We start from the raw sequence: 19,329 nt of genomic DNA on the forward strand, positions 1-19,329 counted from the left end.
AAGATACAAAGATTTTTGAAGTATGTGTTTGAGTATATCTATTATGGTATAATAAAAATATTAAATTATTATAAAGGAGAATTTATTATGAATTCCTATAAATTTTTTTCTAATAAGGAGTGTGAATTTTTTCCATGTCACAATACAGGTGATATAGAAGGATTTAATTGTCTATTTTGTTTTTGCCCCTTGTATACATTAGGTGAATTTTGTGGAGGAAATTTTAGATATAATAAAAAAGGAATAAAAGACTGTAGTGACTGTAATTTACCTCATAAAGCAGAAAATTATGAGTATATAATGTCTAAGTTTAAATTGCTAAGTGAACTAGCTAGAAGGAGGTGATTTTATGCATAAAAAAAATGAATCAAAAAAGGCACCAATTGTAATTACAGGTGTAATTATCGAAGTAGCTTGGTTAGTATTTGGAGTATATAAATTAGAACAGTTTAAAGCTATAGGTATTATGACTTATATAATAGCTCTTATATTAGTATTTAGAGTATATGGTAAACATACCAACTATGCCTTTAAAATGTTATGGATGTTTATTTTGTTAGCTGCACCTCCAGCTGGTATAGTATTATATCTTCTATATGGCAGTAAATTTTCGTCTATATTTGTTAGGAGAAGATTTAAATCAGTATACGGATTATTTGAAGCAATTATGCCCGATGATGATGATTTATTAGAAAAGATGAAAATAGATGATATTAGAGCATATGGTCAAGCGTATTATCTTAGTAATTCCGCACACTACAGACCATTTTCAAGTGATAAAGTAGAATATTTTCCAGAAGCTTACTTAGCACTGGAAAGGATGAAAGAAGAACTTATTAAAGCAAAGAAATTTATATTTATGGAATATCATACTATTGAAAATGGAGAGGCTTTTGATGAGATAGAAGAAATACTAATACAAAAAGCAAAACAAGGTGTGGATGTTAGAATAATCTATGATGATGTAGGAAGTTTGTCTATAATAAATAAGCCTTTTAAGAAAAAATTGAAAAGAGATGGAATAAAGACTAGAGTTTTTAACCCGATATTTCCTATTATGAGCGTGTTTATGAATAATAGAGACCATAGAAAAATGACTATAATTGATGGTAAGGTTGGTTTTGTAGGTGGTTATAATATTTCTGATGAATATTTTAATATAACTCATCCATTTGGATATTGGAAGGATGCAGGTATAGTATTTAGAGGAAAGCCAGTAGACACACTAACATTAATATTTCTTGAGATGTGGCATGCCATGAAAAAAGGTAAAAAAGATCAAGAAGATATAAGAGATTTATTAAATCAAGAAGACTTAGAAATATTAGATAAAACAATTGAAACAATAGAGAGTGATGAAAAAGCTAAACCATGTGTCAAGGTAGAAGAAAAGTGTCTATCTATTATTCAGCCTTTTGCAGATAATCCTCTTACAGAAGAGAATGTATCAGTGAATGTATATTTGAATATGATAAAAAAAGCGAATGAATATCTGTATATTACAACGCCATATTTGATAATAGATGATCACTTAAGAGATGAACTGGCTGCAGCAGCAAAAAGAGGTGTGGATGTTAGAATAATTGTACCTGGAGTACCAGATAAGAAGTTCGTAAATAGAGTAAGTAAATCTTATTACAAAAGTCTTGTAAAATCTGGGGTGAAAATTTATGAATTTGTACCAGGCTTTATACATTGTAAGATATTTATATCGGATCACAAGTATGCTGTTATAGGCACAATAAATCTAGACTATAGGAGTTTGTACTTACACTTTGAAAATGGGGTATTCATGTATAATACAAATGTAATCAATAAGATGAAAGAAGATTATGAGGATACTTTAAAAAAATCTGAAGAAGTTACATCAAGGTATTTTACAGATAAAAACTTCTTAACAAGGGTATGGCATGGAATGCTTAGATTTATTTCTCCTCTGCTATAGACAAGAATAAAAAATTATAGTATAATAGACAAGTCGTAAAAATAAAGGAAATTCCTTTAAATGGACAATGCGTATTACGCATCCATCGGTAAATGGACAATGTACAAAGAGTACATCCATAATTTATATTAAAAAGGAGAAATTTTATGTCATCAATTACAAGAGGACCTAAGTTTAAACTATCTAGAAGATTAGGATTAAACGTTTGTGGTCATCCAAAGGCAATGAACAGAGCTGGAAAGGGAACTGCAAGAAGTGATAAGAAGCTTTCACCATACGGAATGCAGTTACTTGAAAAGCAGAGACTAAGAGCTTACTATGGAGTATCTGAAAAGCAGATGAGAATTTACATGAAGAAGGCTCAGAAGGCACAGGGACCTACTGGTACAGCTGTTATTAGAACATTAGAATGCAGATTAGACAACTTAGTTTACAGAATGGGTCTTGCTAATTCAGTTAGACAGGCTAGACAGATGGTTGGACACGGTAATGTATTGGTTAACGGAAAGAAAGTTGATATACCATCATTTATAGTGAGCGTTGGAGATGAAATCCAGTTAAGAGAAAAATACAGAAGTAACCCACTATTCAAGGCTAACTTTGAAGCAGCAGCTTTAAATGAACATGCTTATATTACTAAGAATACTGAAAACTTCTCAGCAGTTCTTTCAAGATTACCAGAAAGAGAAGAAGTGCCAATCGAAATAAATGATGCACTAGTAGTCGAATTCTACTCAAAGTCATCTTTATAAGATTTATAAAAAGATATTTCAAATACCCGAGATTATTCTTGGGTATTTTTTGTTAAAATAAAGTAAATAAATTTAAAAAAATTAAAGGGTTTTAGATTTTTGTGTAGAATATTATACATAGACACATATTTTATAGGAGGTTATTATGGTAATAGGATGGGAAAATGTCGACGACCTTGAAGATTACTATATTAGCTATCTTCTTTATAAGCAGTCTCTTAGTGTCATACAGATTGCTAGGGTCAGAAATAAGTCAATAGAACAAATTAATGATGACTTGATAAAGGCTAAAACAAGACTTAGGGAAAAGAATAAGTCTATAAAAGAAAATAATCAAGAAATTATGGATTACTATTTGGCTTTGGCAAAGGATGATAGAAAAAAATTTATTGATGGTTTGAAGGAAGAAAATTTAGATACTTTTAAAAAGAAAGTATTTAAGGCTATTTTATCCACATTAAATATAGATGATTTGATGGTTTTAGTATGGACGGCTGGAGAATTGAAAGATTCTAGATTTTTGAATATTTTATATCCATTAGTAGAAAAAAAACATGCAAATCTTAGAAGAATAACTTATTCTGCTATTGGAAAAATTGCCGATAAAAATAGTGTACAAATCATTGAAATAGGTTTATCTGATTCTAATCCACAGGTGAGACAATATTGTGCAAAAGCCTTGGCTAGTATGGGCAATGAGAACTCAATAAAGGTACTAAAAAATATTGTGAATAACAAATCTACTTTTGAAAAGGAGTATGTTTTGAGGGCTTGCAAAGAGTCTATAGAAAAAATATACTCAAGACTCAATATCTAAGGGCGCAGGTGCGCCTGCAAGTAATATTACTAGAGAAATTGGAGGTATTCAAGATGATAGTAAGACGTTGTTCTGGTGGGGTTGTATTTTATGCAAATAAGGTTTTGATAGTTGAAAACGATAAGGGCGAATGGACATTGCCAAAGGGAAAGATAGTAGGTGATGGACTCCCTCATGAAAGTGCAGTAGAAAGAGTAAAGCTTGAAACAGGTGTAGATGCAAAAATATTAGATATAGCTGGTGATACTATATATGAATTCTTTTCAAGAAGTAGAAATCAGAGAGTTTGTAATGCCATAATGTGGTATGTGATGGAATCAAAAAATTCTCAAGTTGATCTATCCAAAGAATTCTTACAGGGTAATTTTTATAAGATTCCTGAAGCCTTAGAAAAATTATCTCATAGTAAGGAAAAATCTTTAGTAGATGTATCATACAAAAAATATAAAGAGTTTAAGAAGACAGATGAGAGAAAATTAGATGAAAAGAAATCTGTATAAATATAATATTAAATAAATAGTAAAAAATAAATATTGATATATTAAAGTGTGGTGTATTTAAGTATATAATTAGATATACCATACTTTTTTTGCAAAAAAATGTATAAATTATTGGGTATAAAACAGGTAATATATAAGGAGGTATGCGGATTATGGATAACATAAAAAATATTATAATAAAACAAAAAGAATATTTTAATAGAAATAAAACAAAGGATTTACATAACAGAAAAGATGCACTAAATAAATTGAAACAATCTATTTTAAACAATAAAAATGGGATTGTTGAAGCATTAAATAATGACCTTGCAAAAAGTGAATTTGAAGCATATACAACGGAAATAGGAGATGTATTAAGCGAAATAAGTCTATTTTTGAAGAAGATTAATAAATGGTCAAAGGATAAAAAAGTTAGGACTCCATCATTTTTATATCCTGCAAAGAGTTTTATTATGAAAGAACCATATGGAATTGTACTGATAATTGGACCATTTAATTATCCCTTTAATTTAGTTATGAAACCCTTAATAGGAGCAATTGCTGCTGGTAATACAGTCATTGTAAAACCATCGGAACTTAGCCCAAATGTAGCTAATATAATCAAAAAAGTGTTAGATGAAGCATTTGATCAAGAATATGTTGCAACAATATTAGGTGATGCCGAGGTAACAAGTTCCTTATTAGAAGAAAAATTTGATTATATATTTTTCACAGGTGGTGCAAAAATAGGAAAAATAATAATGCAAGCAGCAGCAAAAAATTTAACTCCTATAACATTAGAGCTTGGAGGTAAAAGCCCTGCAGTTGTAAGTGATGCAGCCAATATAAAAATTGCTTGCCAAAGAATAGCGAGAGGTAAATTTATGAATGCTGGTCAGACTTGTGTAGCACCAGACTATGTGTTTGTAGAAGAAAAAATTTTTAACAAATTTATAGATGGTATAAAAGACACGATAGTAGAATTTTATGGTAAAGATATAAAAGGAAATAAAGACTTAGGCAGAATTATAAATAAGAGGCATCATGATAGATTGAACTCTCTATTAGAAAAAGAAAAGAAACATATTATTTTTGGTGGTCAAACAGATATTGAAAATTTATATATATCACCAACTTTACTTACTGATATTAATTTTGACAGTCCAATAATGGAAGAAGAAATATTTGGACCAATATTACCGATATTAAAATATAAGGATTTAGACAAAGATGTTATTAAATTTATAAAAAATGGTGAAAAACCATTAGCTTTATATTTATTTACTGGCAATAAGAGTGAGGAAATAAAGATATTAAAAGAAATATCCTTTGGAGGTGGTATGGTAAATGATACATTATTGCATCTTGCTAATCCGTATTTACCTTTTGGAGGAGTAGGAAATTCTGGCATAGGTGCCTATCATGGAAAACACAGTTTTGATCTATTCTCCCACAAAAAATCTATAGTAAAAAGACCTTTAAATATACAGTTTGATTTGACAAAACCACCCTATAAAAACAAATTAAAATTCATAGAAAAATATTTCAAATAAATTACTGCTAGCAATCTTCAAGTGATTGCTAGCAGTAATTATTATTGGGCATATAAGTGAGAATTATGGCTTTAAATATGGTATAATGATATAGATTGATTGAATTTCTTGAAGAGGAGAAGGATACCTATTGGAAAAATACAGAACTGTCCATGAGACAGGACATGATACATATATAATAGAAAAATCGGAGTTTATTGGCCATGCGAAGCCTGTATCTACTGAAGATGAAGCCAAGGAATTTATTGACCAAATAAAGAGTCAGTACAAGGACGCTACACACAATGTATGGGCCTATGTAATAGGTCAGAATATGAATATACAGAGATATAGCGATGATGGTGAACCACAGGGTACAGCTGGAATACCAACCTTGGAGATAATTAAAAAGGAAAATCTATGTGACGTTGTAGTCGTAGTTACTAGGTATTTTGGTGGAGTAAAATTGGGTGCAGGAGGACTTGTAAGAGCCTATACCAAGGGAGCAAAAATAGGTCTGGAAGCTGCTAAAATGGTGGATAAGGAACTATTTGTGCAAGTGGACATAAACATTGACTATACTTTATTGGGTAAATTTCAAAATGAATTAACTAATAAGGACTACTATGTCAAACAAATAGTGTATGAAGAAAATGTAAAAATAATTGTTTATTGTCAGCTAGCTAGGCTAGATGAATTAAGTTCTTTATTAACTGAAATTTCAAATGGCAAGGCTATTATTAAGCAAAAGGACGAATTTTATTTGTCGGTACAGGATGGAAAGATTATTGATTAGGAGGATATTATGCTAAATAGAAGAGAACAGATAGAAAAAACAGTAGAATGGATAAAGAGCAAGGTAGAAGAAGCTGGTTGTAAAGGTGCTGTAGTAGGTGTATCAGGTGGAATAGACTCAGCAGTAGTGGCATATTTATTAAAGATGGCTTTTCCAGAAAATTCTATGGGAGTGATTATGAATATAAAAAGTAATCCACAGGATAAGATAGACGCTATGAAAGTAATAAATGGCTGTGGAATAGAATACATAGAACTTGATTTGGACCAACCACAGATAGCAATTTTAGATACAGTAAATGAAAAATTAAAGGAAAAGAATATATATAATGCTGACAATGAAAGAATGTCAGATGCAAACTTAAGAGCGAGAATTAGAATGAGTTCGTTATATACAGTTGCAAATAACTTAGGATATTTGGTTGCTGGTACGGATAATGCAGCAGAATTGCTTACAGGTTATTTTACTAAGTATGGAGATGGTGGAGTTGATTTCTTACCTATAGCAAATTTACCAAAGTATGAAGTATATGAATGGGCAAAAGAGTTAGGAATACATAAGGATTTAATAGAAAAAGCTCCGTCAGCAGGCCTATGGGAAGGACAAACTGATGAAAATGAAATGGGTACTACTTATAAATATATAGATATGGTAGTAGAAGGCAAAAGAGATCAGGTCCCACAAAAAGATTTAGAAATAATTGATAGATTACATAGAGTAAGTGAGCATAAGAGATCTATAGTTGCAAGACCTCCAGTTTTTAAATAAAAGTAAAATGAAAAATAGAATTTTTTTAAATACACATAAATAAAAATTAATAAGTATGGAATTTGACGTAGATTAGAAATTTACAATTATTTACTTATCTTAACAGCTATGATAAAATATATTGTTGTGACGAGATAAAATTATTTAAACTTAAGGAGATGAAATAAATGGGTCGTATACATAACATTGAAGGTAGAAAGAATAAGCAAGATGCAGCTAGATCAAATGTTTTCACAAAACATGCTAGAGCGATATCAGTTGCAGCTAAAGAAGGTGGCGCAGATCCAGAATACAATGCATCATTAAAAGCAGCTATAGCAAAGGCTAAGTCTGATAATATGCCAAATGATAATATAGATAGAGCGATTAAAAAAGGAGCTGGCGGTGGAGAAGGAGAAAACTTTGAAGCTATAACATATGAAGGATATGGCCCAGGTGGGGTAGCTATAATAGTTGAAACACTTACAGACAACAAAAATAGAACAGCAGGAAACGTAAGATATTACTTTGATAAGAATAATGGTAATCTTGGCACTCCAGGATGTGTATCATTTATGTTCGATAGAAAAGGACAGATATTTATATCTTCAGAAGATGGTGAAGAAGAACAATTGATGGAAGATTCACTAGATTTAGGAGCGGAAGATTTTATAGCTGAAGAAGAAGGTTTTGAAATATTAACAGCGCCAGAAGATTTCAACACAGTAAGAGATGGATTAGAAGATAAGGGCTATAAATTCCTTATGGCAGATGTTAAGTTGATTCCTCAGACTACAAGTGTTCTAGATGATGCTGGTCAGATAAAGGCATTAGAAAAATTATTAGACATATTAGAAGAAGACGATGATGTACAAAATGTACACCATAACTGGGAGATGCCCGAAGAAGCTTAATAATATTTGAAAACTCTTTTCTATAAATGATTTTTTGTTTTTATATAGGGTAATACTTGAATATATATAAGAAAATAATATTTGAGGAGATCATAAATGGAAAATTTAGGTAGTGAATTTGTAGTAAATGAATTTAATTTAAGTGGATATAAAATAGGTACTTTCATATTTAATTATAGAGAGATGCCAGTAGATAATGGTTCAGATGCATTTGTGGAAATAGATGTATACAAGCTTAGTGAACCAGTAATACTTTATGTAAAGACTTTTAAGGCTCCGTTGATAGAAGAATCAACACCAGTTAGTCTTTGTGAAGCCTTATATGAAGAATTTTATTTGGCTACGGAAGATGAAAATTAAAGAACACTATATGAGTTAACTCATAGTGTTTTGGCACAAGTCAAATTATGGCTGTAATTCAACATTTATAAAGTTGACTTACAGCCTATTTTATTAACAAGATAGAAATAGAGGTATAAATGGAAAATTTATTTATAGAAGAAATATCAAAAGCTTATGATTCTAACCGAATTGATATAAAAAAGGGGGAAGAATTAGTTGAAACATTAAGCCAAAAATTAAATTATTATAGTGAAAGATACTATGATTTTGACAATCCAGAAATAAGTGATCAAGAATATGACTCATTGATGAAATCACTTATATTTTTAGAAGAAAAGTATCCGGAACTAAAAAAGGAAGACTCTCCAACTTCAAGAGTAGGAGGTAAGGCTCTAGATAAATTTGAACAGTATATACATGAAAGACCTATGTTAAGTCTATCAAATGTATTTTCTGAAGAAGAAATAAGATCATTTGATAGGAGGGTTAGAGAGGGTTGTAGTGGTGAAGTTAGTTATGTAGTAGAATTTAAAATAGATGGTTTGTCAGTTGGACTTACTTACGAAAATGGAAAGCTTGTAGTAGGAGCTACAAGAGGAGATGGTTATATAGGTGAAAATGTAACTAGCAATATTAAAACCATTAAAACTATCCCTAGGAATATAAATGAAAAAAGAAAATTAATAGCAAGGGGCGAAGTCTATATTTCAAAAGAAGATTTCTTAGAAATCAATAGAATACAGCAAGAAAATGAACTTACTCTCTATGCAAATCCTAGAAATCTAGCAGCAGGGTCTTTGAGACAATTGGATCCGAAGTTAGCAGCAAAAAGACCACTAGATATATTCATATTTAATCTCGAAAATATTGATGAATTAGAAATAGAAAAACATAGTCAGAGTTTCGAATATATGAAATCTTTAGGATTGAAAATAAACGAATCATATAAACTATGTAATAATATAGAGCAAGTCATAGAGTACATAAATATTTGGACAGAAAAAAGGCATGACCTTGACTATGAAATAGATGGAATGGTAATAAAGGTCGATGATATAGTGCAAAGAGAACAATTAGGATTTACAGCAAAAAGTCCTAGATGGGCAACTGCATATAAGTTTCCAGCAGAGAGAAAAAAGACCAAACTTTTAGATATTCAAGTAGAGGTGGGAAGGACGGGTAATATTACTCCTACGGCTATTTTAGAGCCAGTAAGATTGGCTGGGACAAGTGTTAGCAGGGCAACACTTCACAATGAAGATTATATAAAAGAAAAAGATATTAGGATAGGTGATACAGTATTAGTACAAAAGGCTGGAGACATTATTCCTCAGATTATTCAAGTAGACAAAGAAGAAAGAAATGGGCAAGAGGAAGTTTTTACTATGCCAACTCATTGTCCAGCTTGCGGGGAAGAAACTGTAAGAATTGAAGGTGAATCTGCAGTTAAATGCATTAACATCTCATGCCCCGCACAAATTAGAAGAGGTATTATTCATTTTGTATCTAGGGATGCTATGGATATAGATAAAATGGGAGAATCTATAGTAACATCATTACTGGACAATGAATTAATAAAAGAAATTTCAGATATATATTATTTAAATCCAGATGATTTAATAAAATTGGAAAGAATGGGAGAAAAATCTGTTTCAAATCTTATGAATTCAATTGAAAAATCAAAAGAAAATGAGCTTTGGAGACTAATAAATGGTTTGGGAATAAAGTATGTTGGTGTAAAAGGATCAAAGATGTTGGCCAAATCATATAGAAGTTTAGATGATATAATGAAAACTAGTAAAGAAGACTTAATGAACATAGAAGACTTTGGCAATGTAATGTCCGATAGTTTAATTAAATTTTTCCAAGAAGATAAGAATATTGAAATAATAGAAAAGCTTAGAAGGGCAGGATTGAATTTTAATTCAAAAGAAGAAGTAAATAGTAATGCCCAAATATTTGAAGGTATGAAAATAGTACTGACAGGAACATTACCAACTTTAAAGAGAAATGATGCAAAAAAGCTTATGGAAGACAGAGGGGCAAGTGCCACATCAAGTGTAAGTAAGTCTACTGATTTTGTATTAGCAGGTGAAGAAGCTGGATCTAAACTAGATAAGGCAATTAGCTTAGGAATAAAGATTATTGATGAAGAAATATTTATGAAACTTATAGGATTAAATAGCAAAGAAGAAGTAATGGAAAAATTAGGAGAGTAAGTATAAAGGAGCATTTTAATGACAATATCTAATAAGGTGGATAAAAATTTAGAAAAAGAAATAGTAAGGCCAGATGGTAGGCTTGTTGATCAGATGAGACCTGTCAAAATTACGAGAAATTACACAATGTATGCATCAGGTTCCGTTTTAATAGAAGTTGGTAATACAAAGGTGATTTGTACAGCTTCAGTAGAAGATACCGTTCCACATTTTATGAAGGGACAGGGTAAGGGGTGGATTAGTGCTGAGTACTCTATGCTACCAAGTGCAACTGAAAGAAGAAATAGAAGAGAAGTTTCAAAAGGTAAGATAGATGGAAGAAGTCAGGAAATACAAAGATTAATTGGTAGATCTATAAGATCAGTTGTGAATTTGGAAAAATTAGGAGAAAGAACTATTTGGATTGACTGTGATGTGATACAAGCTGATGGAGGTACTAGAACAGCGTCAATTACAGGAGCATATGTAGCATTATGTGATGCACTATATAAATTATATAAAAGTAAAGAAATAAAGAAAATGCCAGTCGAAAATTTACTGGCAGCTGTAAGTGTAGGTATAGTGGACGGACACCCAAGGTTGGATATTTGCTACGAAGAAGACTCTAATGCAGAAGTTGATACAAATATTATTATGAATAATAAGGGACAATTTATTGAAATACAAGGTACTGGGGAGCAAAGACCCTTTACTAGGGATGAACTAAATAAAATATTGGATTTAGCAGAAAAAGGAAATAGAGAACTTATGAGAGTTCAAAGGAGTGTATTAGGTGAAGTAGCAGATGCTGTAATAGGTTGCGAATATAATAGAGAAGCCATAATAGCAACAGGAAATCAACATAAGCTAGATGAAATAAGAAAAATGACATCGGATATTAATTTTAATATACTATCTTTAAAAGACTGTGGTTTAGAAAATATTGAGATAGTAGAAGATGGAAAAACTTTTGAACATAATGCATTGATAAAGGCTAGGACAATATCAAAAGAAACAGGAAAAATAGCTATTGGTGATGATAGTGGTATTGAAGTAGATGCATTAGGAAAAAGACCAGGTATATATTCCGCTAGATATGCTGGCGAAAATGCTAGTGACAAAGAAAATAGAGAAAAGATGTTTAGAGAATTAGAAGGCGTAGAATTAGAAAATAGAACCGCCAGTTTTGTATGTGTTATAGCTGTAGTATTTCCAGATGGCAAAGAAATTTTATCAAAGGGAATTGTTGAAGGGAAAATAGCCATGGAAGAAAGTGGGACTAATGGCTTTGGATATGATCCAATGTTTATACCTGAGGGCTATGATCAAACATTTGGAATTTTATCAGAAGAAGTGAAAAATTCATTTAGCCATAGATCCAGAGCCCTTGAAATAATGAAAGTAAAATTACAAGAAATATTAGAAGATAGAACAATATAAATTTTAAATAAAAGGAGATTTATGAGAATACTAGTAATATCAGATACACATTCAGCTAAAAAATTAATGGATAAATTAAAGGTTAAATTAGCTGGAAATATTGATATGATAATACATGCGGGTGATCACTTCGAAGACTCCATATATTTAAAATCAATATTAAATGTACCAGTGATGGCTGTTGTGGGAAATTGTGACTTTAATACAGCAGAAAAAGAATTAGACTTTGAACTTGAAGGCATAAATATATTTTTAACACATGGTCATAAATATGGAGTAAAATCAAGTGATGATCTAATAGTACAAAGAGCTAAAAAAGTGAATGCAAAAATTGCAATATATGGACATACTCATATAAAAGAAGATAAAGAAATTGAAGGTGTTAGAGTCATAAATCCAGGAAGTCTCACTTTACCCAGGGATGGTTGTAAAGGATCGTATGTAATTTTAGAAGTTGAAAATGGAAAATTTGCATATTATTTTGATACTTTATAGACTTAAAGCCTTATAAATAGGTAATAAGAGATTGTTTTTTTTCAGCCAATATAGTATAATTAAGTGGTTAGACTACGTATAAAATTATTGGCGGGCAGCCATAATAAATATAATTAGGAGGAAGAACATGAAATCAGAGTTCATAAAAAGAGAAGGAAATTCTGTAACATTTGAAATAGCAATAGATGCAGCAGAATTTGAAAAAGCTATAGACAAGGCTTATAACAAGACAAAATCTAGATACAATATCCACGGATTTAGAAAGGGTAAAGCACCTAGAAAAATAATAGAATTAAATTATGGTAAGGGAGTATTTTTCAATGATGCATTGGATATATTATTACCAGAAATATATCCAAATGCTATAGATGAATTAGAAATAAATCCAGTTAGCCAGCCAAGTATAGACATAAAGGAAATAAATGAAGATGGTTCAATTGATTTAATAGCTGAAGTAGATGTAAGACCAGAATTTGAATTGGGAGAATACAAAGGTTTAGAAATTGAAAAGGTTGATGCAGAAGTTACAGATGAGCAAGTAAATTCTGAACTAAACGCACTAGTTGAAAAGCAGTCAAGAATGGTAACTGTAGAAAATGAAGTAGAAAATGGAAACATAGTAGTAATTGACTTTAAGGGATTATTAGAAGGTGAAGCTTTTGAAGGCGGAACTTCAGAAGGGTACACTCTTGAAATAGGTTCAGGTTCGTTTATACCAGGATTTGAAGAACAAATAATAGGAAAGAAAGCTGGAGATGAATTTGAAGTTAATGTAACATTCCCAGAAGATTATCCATCAGAAGAATTAGCTGGTAAGCCAGTTGTATTTGAAATAAAATTACATGAAGTTAAAAAGAAAGAATTACCTGAATTAGATGATGATTTCGCAAAAGATACTACTGAATTCGAATCATTAGAAGAATTAAAGAATGATATAAGAACAAATCTTGAAAAGACTGCGAAGGAAGAGTCAGAAAACAAGATGAAAGATGCTGTAGTAGAAAAGTTAGCTGAAACTACTGAAATAGATATACCTAAATCAATGATAGAAAATCAGTTAGATAGATTGCTTCAGGAAATCAACATGCAGTTAAGCTATCAAGGATGGTCATTAGAAAAATTCGCTGAATTATCAGGTCAGTCAGTTGAAGATATTAGAGAAGCTAGAAGAGAAGAAGCTGCTCAAATAGTTAAGAATACCCTTGTAGTAGAAAAGATTGCTGAACTTGAAAATATTGAAGTTAGCGAAGAAGAATTGGATGCTGACTTACAGAAATTTGCTGAAATGTACAATATAGATATAGAAAAAGTTAAGTCAAGCTTACAGGAAGCTGATATTGAAAATATAAAGAATAGAGTTAAGTCTGAAAAGGCTGTACAATTATTATTAGATAATGCTTCTGTAAAATAATTTACCAATCTATTGACTAAAATTAATTGAAATCACTTTTGATTAATATAGGTTAATTTTAGGTATATTATATAAAATAAGAAATGTATTTAAAAGACCACATTTAAATGTGGTCTTTAATTAGAAATAAATACTAATCATGAAGCAAATAGGAGGAAATAATATGGCATTAGTACCTTATGTTGTAGAACAAGATGGTAGAGGGGAAAGATCATATGACATTTACTCTAGACTTTTAAAAGATAGAATAATATTTTTAGGAGACGAAGTAAATGATGCTACTGCTAGTTTAGTAGTTGCTCAGTTATTGTTTTTGGAGGCAGATGATCCAGATAAAGACATACATTTATATATAAATTCACCAGGTGGAAGTGTTACAGCTGGTATGGCTATTTATGATACTATGCAGTATATAAAAGCTGATGTAAGTACAATATGTATAGGTATGGCTGCATCGATGGGAGCGTTCTTGCTTGCATCTGGAGCAAAGGGTAAGAGATATGCTCTGCCAAACAGTACAATAATGATACACCAACCTCTAGGAGGATCAAAGGGACAAGCTACAGATGTTGAAATACATACTAAATTTTTACTTAATATAAAGGAAAAATTAAATACGATATTATCAGAAAGAACAGGACAGCCATATGAAGTGGTAAAGGCAAATACTGAAAGAGATAATTTTATGACGTCTGATGAAGCATTGAACTTTGGGCTAATAGATGAAGTAATAAAAGATAGACTATAGTTCAAAATTGAAAGAGAGGTGACACTATGGCAAAAAAAGACGAAAAAGAACAACAGTACAGATGTTCATTTTGTGGTAAAAGTCAAGATCAAGTAAAAAGAATAATAGCTGGGCCTGGTGTTTATATTTGCGACGAGTGTATAGACTTATGTAGTGAAATAATAAAAGAAGAAATGGTTGAAGATCATAATATAGATGTAGATAATCTACCTACTCCAAAGCAGATGATGGAAATACTTGATGATTATGTAATAGGTCAGCAAAGTGCCAAAAAGGCTCTATCAGTAGCTGTTTATAATCACTATAAGAGGATATATAGTCCAAATGTAAAAACTGATGATGTAGAAATACAAAAGAGTAATATCTTGTTATTGGGACCTACTGGTTCAGGTAAGACTTTACTTGCACAAACACTGGCTAAAATATTGAATGTACCATTTGCAATAGCAGATGCTACATCTCTTACAGAAGCAGGTTATGTAGGTGAAGATGTTGAAAATATAGTGTTAAAGTTGGTTCAGGCAGCTGATTTTGATGTTGAGAAAGCACAAAAAGGAATAATCTATATAGACGAAATTGATAAGATTTCAAGAAAGTCTGATAATCCATCCATTACTAGAGATGTAAGTGGAGAAGGTGTTCAGCAAGCACTTTTAAAAATATTAGAAGGTACTGTTGCTAATGTTCCACCATCAGGTGGAAGAAAACATCCTCATCAGGAATTCTTAAAAGTCGATACTACTGATATACTATTTATATTAGGTGGAGCTTTTGATGGAATTGAAAAGATTGTTCAAAAAAGAGGAAGAGATAAAACTTTAGGATTTGGAGCCAAAATTGAAAGTAAGTCAGAAATGAATTTAGGAAAACTGTATTCACAGGTAATACCAGATGATTTATTAAAGTTTGGATTGATACCTGAGTTTGTAGGTAGAATACCTGTACTAGCTACGTTAGACTTACTAGATGAAGAATCTTTAATAAAAATTTTGACAGAGCCAAAAAATTCTTTAGTAAAACAATATACTAAGTTGTTAGAATATGATGGAGCAAAACTAGAATTTGAAGAAGATGCACTAAGAGCAATTGCTAAAAAGGCGATTTCTAGAAATACGGGAGCGAGAGGCCTTAGATCTATAATTGAACACGCCTTGATGGATACAATGTATGAAGTACCTTCATTAGAAAATATAGAAAAAGTAGTTGTTACAAAAGAGTGTATTGAAGATAATCAAAAGCCAAAAATTATAGAAAAAGATTATCGTGAATTGGTGAATGATAACCCAATAGAAAATTAATTATAGATGGTAGAATTAATTCTACCATCTATTTTTTATTAGTTTATCAAAATAATAAAGCTATTTTTGCATTAAAATACATATAAGAAGCATATTTTTGCATTAAATATCAAATAATATATATATTTGTGATATAATAACTTGAAAATAGGTATACACATATATATAATAAATAATACACAGTTACATTAGATAGGAGAGATAATATGGATAATATTGAAGTAAAAAAAGAATCAATTATATATAAAGAACAAATAGAAATGCCAATGATACCGCTAAGAGGAATATCAATATCACCTTGTATTTTGCAATCTTTTGATATAGGAAGAACAAATTCAATAGAGAGTTTTGAACTGTCTATGATTAATGACGAAAAGATATTTTTAGTTAGTCAATTTGACGCAATGTTGGAAGAACCTACTATTGATGATTTGTACACAATAGGCACTATTTGTAATATAAAGCAGGTTATTAGAACATCTGATAGTTCAATTAGAGTATTAGTAGAGGGTGTTAGTAGGGCCAAGTTAGTTTCTATGAGAACAGATGAAAATAATGCATGGTTAGGTCAAATTATACCAATTGAATTTGATGAAGAAAAACTAAGTAAGGAATCAAAGAGTACATTAGAAGCTTATCTAAGAAGGGTAATGAATGGATTTGAAGAATATTTGAATCTTGCTGCCGACATACCAACTGATTCAGCTATGGAGATTGCCGAGGCTGAAGGTTACTCTATGACTATGGACATAGTAGCTTCTAGTTTGATGCTTAAATTTGCAGATAGACAAAATATCTTAGTTACATTGGACTTAGAAAAGAGAATGGAGCTATTGTATGAAAAATTATTAGAAGAGTTAGAAGTAATAAAAATAGACAAGAAAATCAATTTGAATGTCAGAAAACAAATGAATAAAATACAAAAGGATTATTATTTAAGAGAACAATTAAAGGCTATACAAAAAGAACTTGGAGACATTCCTGAAGAATCAGAAGAAAGTGAGTATAGAAAAAAACTTTCTGAATTGAAGATATCAGAAGAAACTAGAGAAAAGATTGAAAAAGAAATAGAAAAATTTGAAAGAACTCCTATTGGAACACCAGATTATAATGTATCTAAAAATTATTTAGATGTAATTTTCTCACTTCCGTGGAATAAGGAATCTAGAAATAGATTTGATATAAAAAAATCGGAAAAGATATTAAATGAAGATCACTATGGTCTAGATGATGTAAAGGAAAGAATTTTAGAATACCTTGCTGTAAGAAAGCAGTCAAAAAATCTAAAGAGTCCAATTATTTGTCTTGTAGGACCTCCAGGTGTTGGTAAAACATCTATAGCAAAATCTGTATCAAGAGCCTTAGGAAGACATTTTGTTAGAATTTCACTAGGTGGAGTTAGAGACGAAGCTGAGATTAGAGGGCATAGAAGAACGTATATAGGAGCAATACCAGGAAGAATAATAAATTCCATAAAAGAAGCTAAGTCAAAGAATCCAGTGATTTTACTTGATGAAATAGACAAAATGGCACATGATTTTAAGGGAGATCCAACTTCAGCTATGCTTGAAGTTTTAGATCCAGAACAAAATAAATATTTTGTAGACCATTACTTGGAATTGCCTTTTGACTTATCTAAGGTATTATTTATTACTACAGCTAATGATCTTAGACAAATACCAAGACCTCTATATGATAGAATGGAAGTAATTGATATTGAAGGTTATATTGAAGAAGAAAAATTAGAGATAGTTAAAAGATATATATTAAAGAAACAATTAAAAGAAAATGGTTTAAAAAATAACTTTATAAAAATGGATGATGAAGTAATTAAGTATGTAATAGGAAGATATACAAGAGAATCAGGTGTTAGGCAACTTGAAAGAACTATAGCTAAGCTATGTAGAAAAGTTGTAAAAGAAATGGTAGAAAATCCAAAGTTAAAACCAGTTAAGATGACAAAGGAACAAGTTAGAAAGTACTTAGGACCTGAAAAATTTAAGGAGGATCCATTAGATTTAAAACCTCAGGTAGGACTTGTAAATGGACTAGCTTGGACTTCTGTAGGTGGTGTGACTCTTGAAGTAGAAGTAGGGGTAGTAAAAGGTAAGGGTAATATAGTACTTACAGGTATGATGGGCGATGTGATGAAAGAGTCTGCACGAACAGGTATCTCATACATTAGATCTGTTGCCGATGAATTGAGTATTGATCCAGATTTCTATAAGGAAAAAGATATACATATTCATATACCAGAAGGAGCTACACCAAAGGATGGTCCATCTGCAGGTATCACTATGACTCTTGCTACTATTTCGGCACTAACTGGGAGATCTGTTCCAGGCAATATTGCTATGACAGGTGAAATTACACTTAGAGGTAGAGTATTGCCAGTAGGAGGTATTAGAGAAAAAGTTCTAGCTGCCTATAGAATGGGAATAAGAAAGATAATTTTACCAAAAGATTGCCAAGCGGATCTCGAAAAAATACCTGAAAATGTTAGAAAAGATATAGAATTCGTTTTGGTAGAAAATATGAAAGAAGTAATTGACGTAGCTTTAATGGAAGAAAAGGGTGAGTAAATGGCAAAGGCTAATGTAAAGACAAGTGCAAAATCAAAGGCAAAAAATAAGGAAAAGAATAAAGAAAAAAGAGAGCCTATTGTTTATACTAAAAAAATAGTAGAAGAAGAAAAAATGAAGGTAAAAAGTGCTGAAATAACTATGAGTGCCGTAGCAAAAACACAATATCCAACTGATGGAATACCAGAAATAGCACTAGCAGGTAGATCAAATGTAGGAAAATCTTCATTAATCAATGCACTTTTAAATAGAAAGAGCTTTGCAAGAACATCTTCAACTCCAGGTAAGACAAGAACAATAAACTTTTATTTAATAAATGAAGAGTTTTTCTTTGTAGATTTACCAGGTTATGGATATGCAAAAGTATCTAAAACTGAGAAAGAAAAATGGGGTGGCATAATGGAAAGATATCTTGAAGATAGAAATGAATTGTGCTCAATATTATTACTAGTAGATGTTAGACATGAACCAACAGAAGATGATAAATTAATGTATCAATGGATAAAACACTTTTGTTATAATTGTGCAGTAGTAGCGACAAAGGCAGATAAAATATCTAAGGGACAATATCAAAAGCATGAAAGTATAATTAGAAATAAACTACTTATGGATTCAAATGATAAGGTAATAATGACTTCTTCATCTAATAAAATTGGAATAGGTAAACTTTGGGATGAAATAGTAAATCAATATGAAGAGCACGGATATGAAGTCACTTATGAGAAAACTATTGATTAATTACATTACAACAATAAACGCATAAAAATAGATAAAATTCAATACGTAAATACAAAATAAACCGATTGGCAATTGCTGGTTGGTTTATTTTTTTA

18 protein-coding genes are annotated in these 19,329 nt (G+C 30.8%); all 18 read left to right on the forward strand.

Annotated features, from left to right (window positions below; all coding sequences use genetic code 11):
* The first annotated feature begins 84 nt into the window (after positions 1 to 84).
* The 18 genes from O0R46_RS01865 (at position 85) to yihA (ending at position 19,234) form a co-directional block, all read left to right on the forward strand.
* The gene (locus O0R46_RS01865; protein ID WP_269312519.1) at positions 85 to 345 is read left to right on the forward strand and encodes a cysteine-rich small domain-containing protein; all 261 of its coding nucleotides are present in this window, start codon (positions 85 to 87) and stop codon (positions 343 to 345) included.
* A gap of 4 nt (positions 346 to 349) precedes the next feature.
* Positions 350 to 1,945, forward strand: coding sequence for a phospholipase D-like domain-containing protein (locus O0R46_RS01870; protein ID WP_269311915.1), 1,596 nt, complete (start codon positions 350 to 352; stop codon positions 1,943 to 1,945).
* Positions 1,946 to 2,091: 146 nt separating this feature from the next.
* Positions 2,092 to 2,697 (forward strand): 30S ribosomal protein S4, encoded by a 606-nt coding sequence (gene rpsD / locus O0R46_RS01875; protein WP_269311916.1) that lies wholly within the window; start codon positions 2,092 to 2,094, stop codon positions 2,695 to 2,697.
* 145 nt (positions 2,698 to 2,842) lie between these two features.
* Positions 2,843 to 3,514 (forward strand): HEAT repeat domain-containing protein, encoded by a 672-nt coding sequence (locus tag O0R46_RS01880; RefSeq protein ID WP_269311917.1) that lies wholly within the window; start codon positions 2,843 to 2,845, stop codon positions 3,512 to 3,514.
* Positions 3,515 to 3,567: 53 nt separating this feature from the next.
* Positions 3,568 to 4,014 carry an NUDIX domain-containing protein gene (locus tag O0R46_RS01885; protein ID WP_269311918.1) on the forward strand — a complete coding sequence of 149 codons (447 nt, stop codon included), beginning with the start codon at positions 3,568 to 3,570 and terminating at the stop codon, positions 4,012 to 4,014.
* A gap of 152 nt (positions 4,015 to 4,166) precedes the next feature.
* Entirely contained in the window at positions 4,167 to 5,546 is a 1,380-nt protein-coding gene (locus tag O0R46_RS01890; RefSeq protein ID WP_269311919.1) for an aldehyde dehydrogenase, read from the forward strand.
* A 130-nt stretch (positions 5,547 to 5,676) separates the two neighbouring features.
* Positions 5,677 to 6,321 carry a YigZ family protein gene (locus O0R46_RS01895; protein WP_269311920.1) on the forward strand — a complete coding sequence of 215 codons (645 nt, stop codon included), beginning with the start codon at positions 5,677 to 5,679 and terminating at the stop codon, positions 6,319 to 6,321.
* A gap of 9 nt (positions 6,322 to 6,330) precedes the next feature.
* Positions 6,331 to 7,089 (forward strand): NAD(+) synthase, encoded by a 759-nt coding sequence (nadE, locus tag O0R46_RS01900; protein ID WP_269311921.1) that lies wholly within the window; start codon positions 6,331 to 6,333, stop codon positions 7,087 to 7,089.
* A 167-nt stretch (positions 7,090 to 7,256) separates the two neighbouring features.
* Complete coding sequence (locus O0R46_RS01905; protein WP_269311922.1) at positions 7,257 to 7,982, forward strand: YebC/PmpR family DNA-binding transcriptional regulator; 726 nt, start codon at positions 7,257 to 7,259, stop codon at positions 7,980 to 7,982.
* Positions 7,983 to 8,078: 96 nt separating this feature from the next.
* The gene (locus tag O0R46_RS01910) at positions 8,079 to 8,342 is read left to right on the forward strand and encodes a hypothetical protein (protein WP_269311923.1); all 264 of its coding nucleotides are present in this window, start codon (positions 8,079 to 8,081) and stop codon (positions 8,340 to 8,342) included.
* Between the two features lie 119 nt (positions 8,343 to 8,461).
* The gene (gene ligA, locus O0R46_RS01915; protein ID WP_269311924.1) at positions 8,462 to 10,543 is read left to right on the forward strand and encodes an NAD-dependent DNA ligase LigA; all 2,082 of its coding nucleotides are present in this window, start codon (positions 8,462 to 8,464) and stop codon (positions 10,541 to 10,543) included.
* A gap of 18 nt (positions 10,544 to 10,561) precedes the next feature.
* Positions 10,562 to 11,962 carry a ribonuclease PH gene (gene rph, locus O0R46_RS01920; protein WP_331275609.1) on the forward strand — a complete coding sequence of 467 codons (1,401 nt, stop codon included), beginning with the start codon at positions 10,562 to 10,564 and terminating at the stop codon, positions 11,960 to 11,962.
* A 21-nt stretch (positions 11,963 to 11,983) separates the two neighbouring features.
* Positions 11,984 to 12,457: a metallophosphoesterase family protein gene (locus O0R46_RS01925; protein WP_269311925.1), complete on the forward strand. Its 474-nt coding sequence runs from the start codon at positions 11,984 to 11,986 to the stop codon at positions 12,455 to 12,457.
* A 127-nt stretch (positions 12,458 to 12,584) separates the two neighbouring features.
* Entirely contained in the window at positions 12,585 to 13,868 is a 1,284-nt protein-coding gene (gene tig / locus O0R46_RS01930; protein ID WP_269311926.1) for a trigger factor, read from the forward strand.
* Positions 13,869 to 14,031: 163 nt separating this feature from the next.
* The gene (gene clpP / locus O0R46_RS01935; RefSeq protein WP_269311927.1) at positions 14,032 to 14,616 is read left to right on the forward strand and encodes an ATP-dependent Clp endopeptidase proteolytic subunit ClpP; all 585 of its coding nucleotides are present in this window, start codon (positions 14,032 to 14,034) and stop codon (positions 14,614 to 14,616) included.
* A gap of 26 nt (positions 14,617 to 14,642) precedes the next feature.
* Complete coding sequence (gene clpX / locus O0R46_RS01940; RefSeq protein ID WP_269311928.1) at positions 14,643 to 15,914, forward strand: ATP-dependent Clp protease ATP-binding subunit ClpX; 1,272 nt, start codon at positions 14,643 to 14,645, stop codon at positions 15,912 to 15,914.
* A gap of 206 nt (positions 15,915 to 16,120) precedes the next feature.
* Positions 16,121 to 18,496, forward strand: coding sequence for an endopeptidase La (gene lon / locus O0R46_RS01945; RefSeq protein ID WP_269311929.1), 2,376 nt, complete (start codon positions 16,121 to 16,123; stop codon positions 18,494 to 18,496).
* A 114-nt stretch (positions 18,497 to 18,610) separates the two neighbouring features.
* The gene (gene yihA, locus O0R46_RS01950) at positions 18,611 to 19,234 is read left to right on the forward strand and encodes a ribosome biogenesis GTP-binding protein YihA/YsxC (RefSeq protein ID WP_269312521.1); all 624 of its coding nucleotides are present in this window, start codon (positions 18,611 to 18,613) and stop codon (positions 19,232 to 19,234) included.
* Positions 19,235 to 19,329: the final 95 nt, after the last annotated feature.

Source organism: Peptostreptococcus equinus (assembly GCF_027125355.1).
Classification (GTDB): Bacteria; Bacillota; Clostridia; order Peptostreptococcales; family Peptostreptococcaceae; genus Peptostreptococcus; species Peptostreptococcus equinus.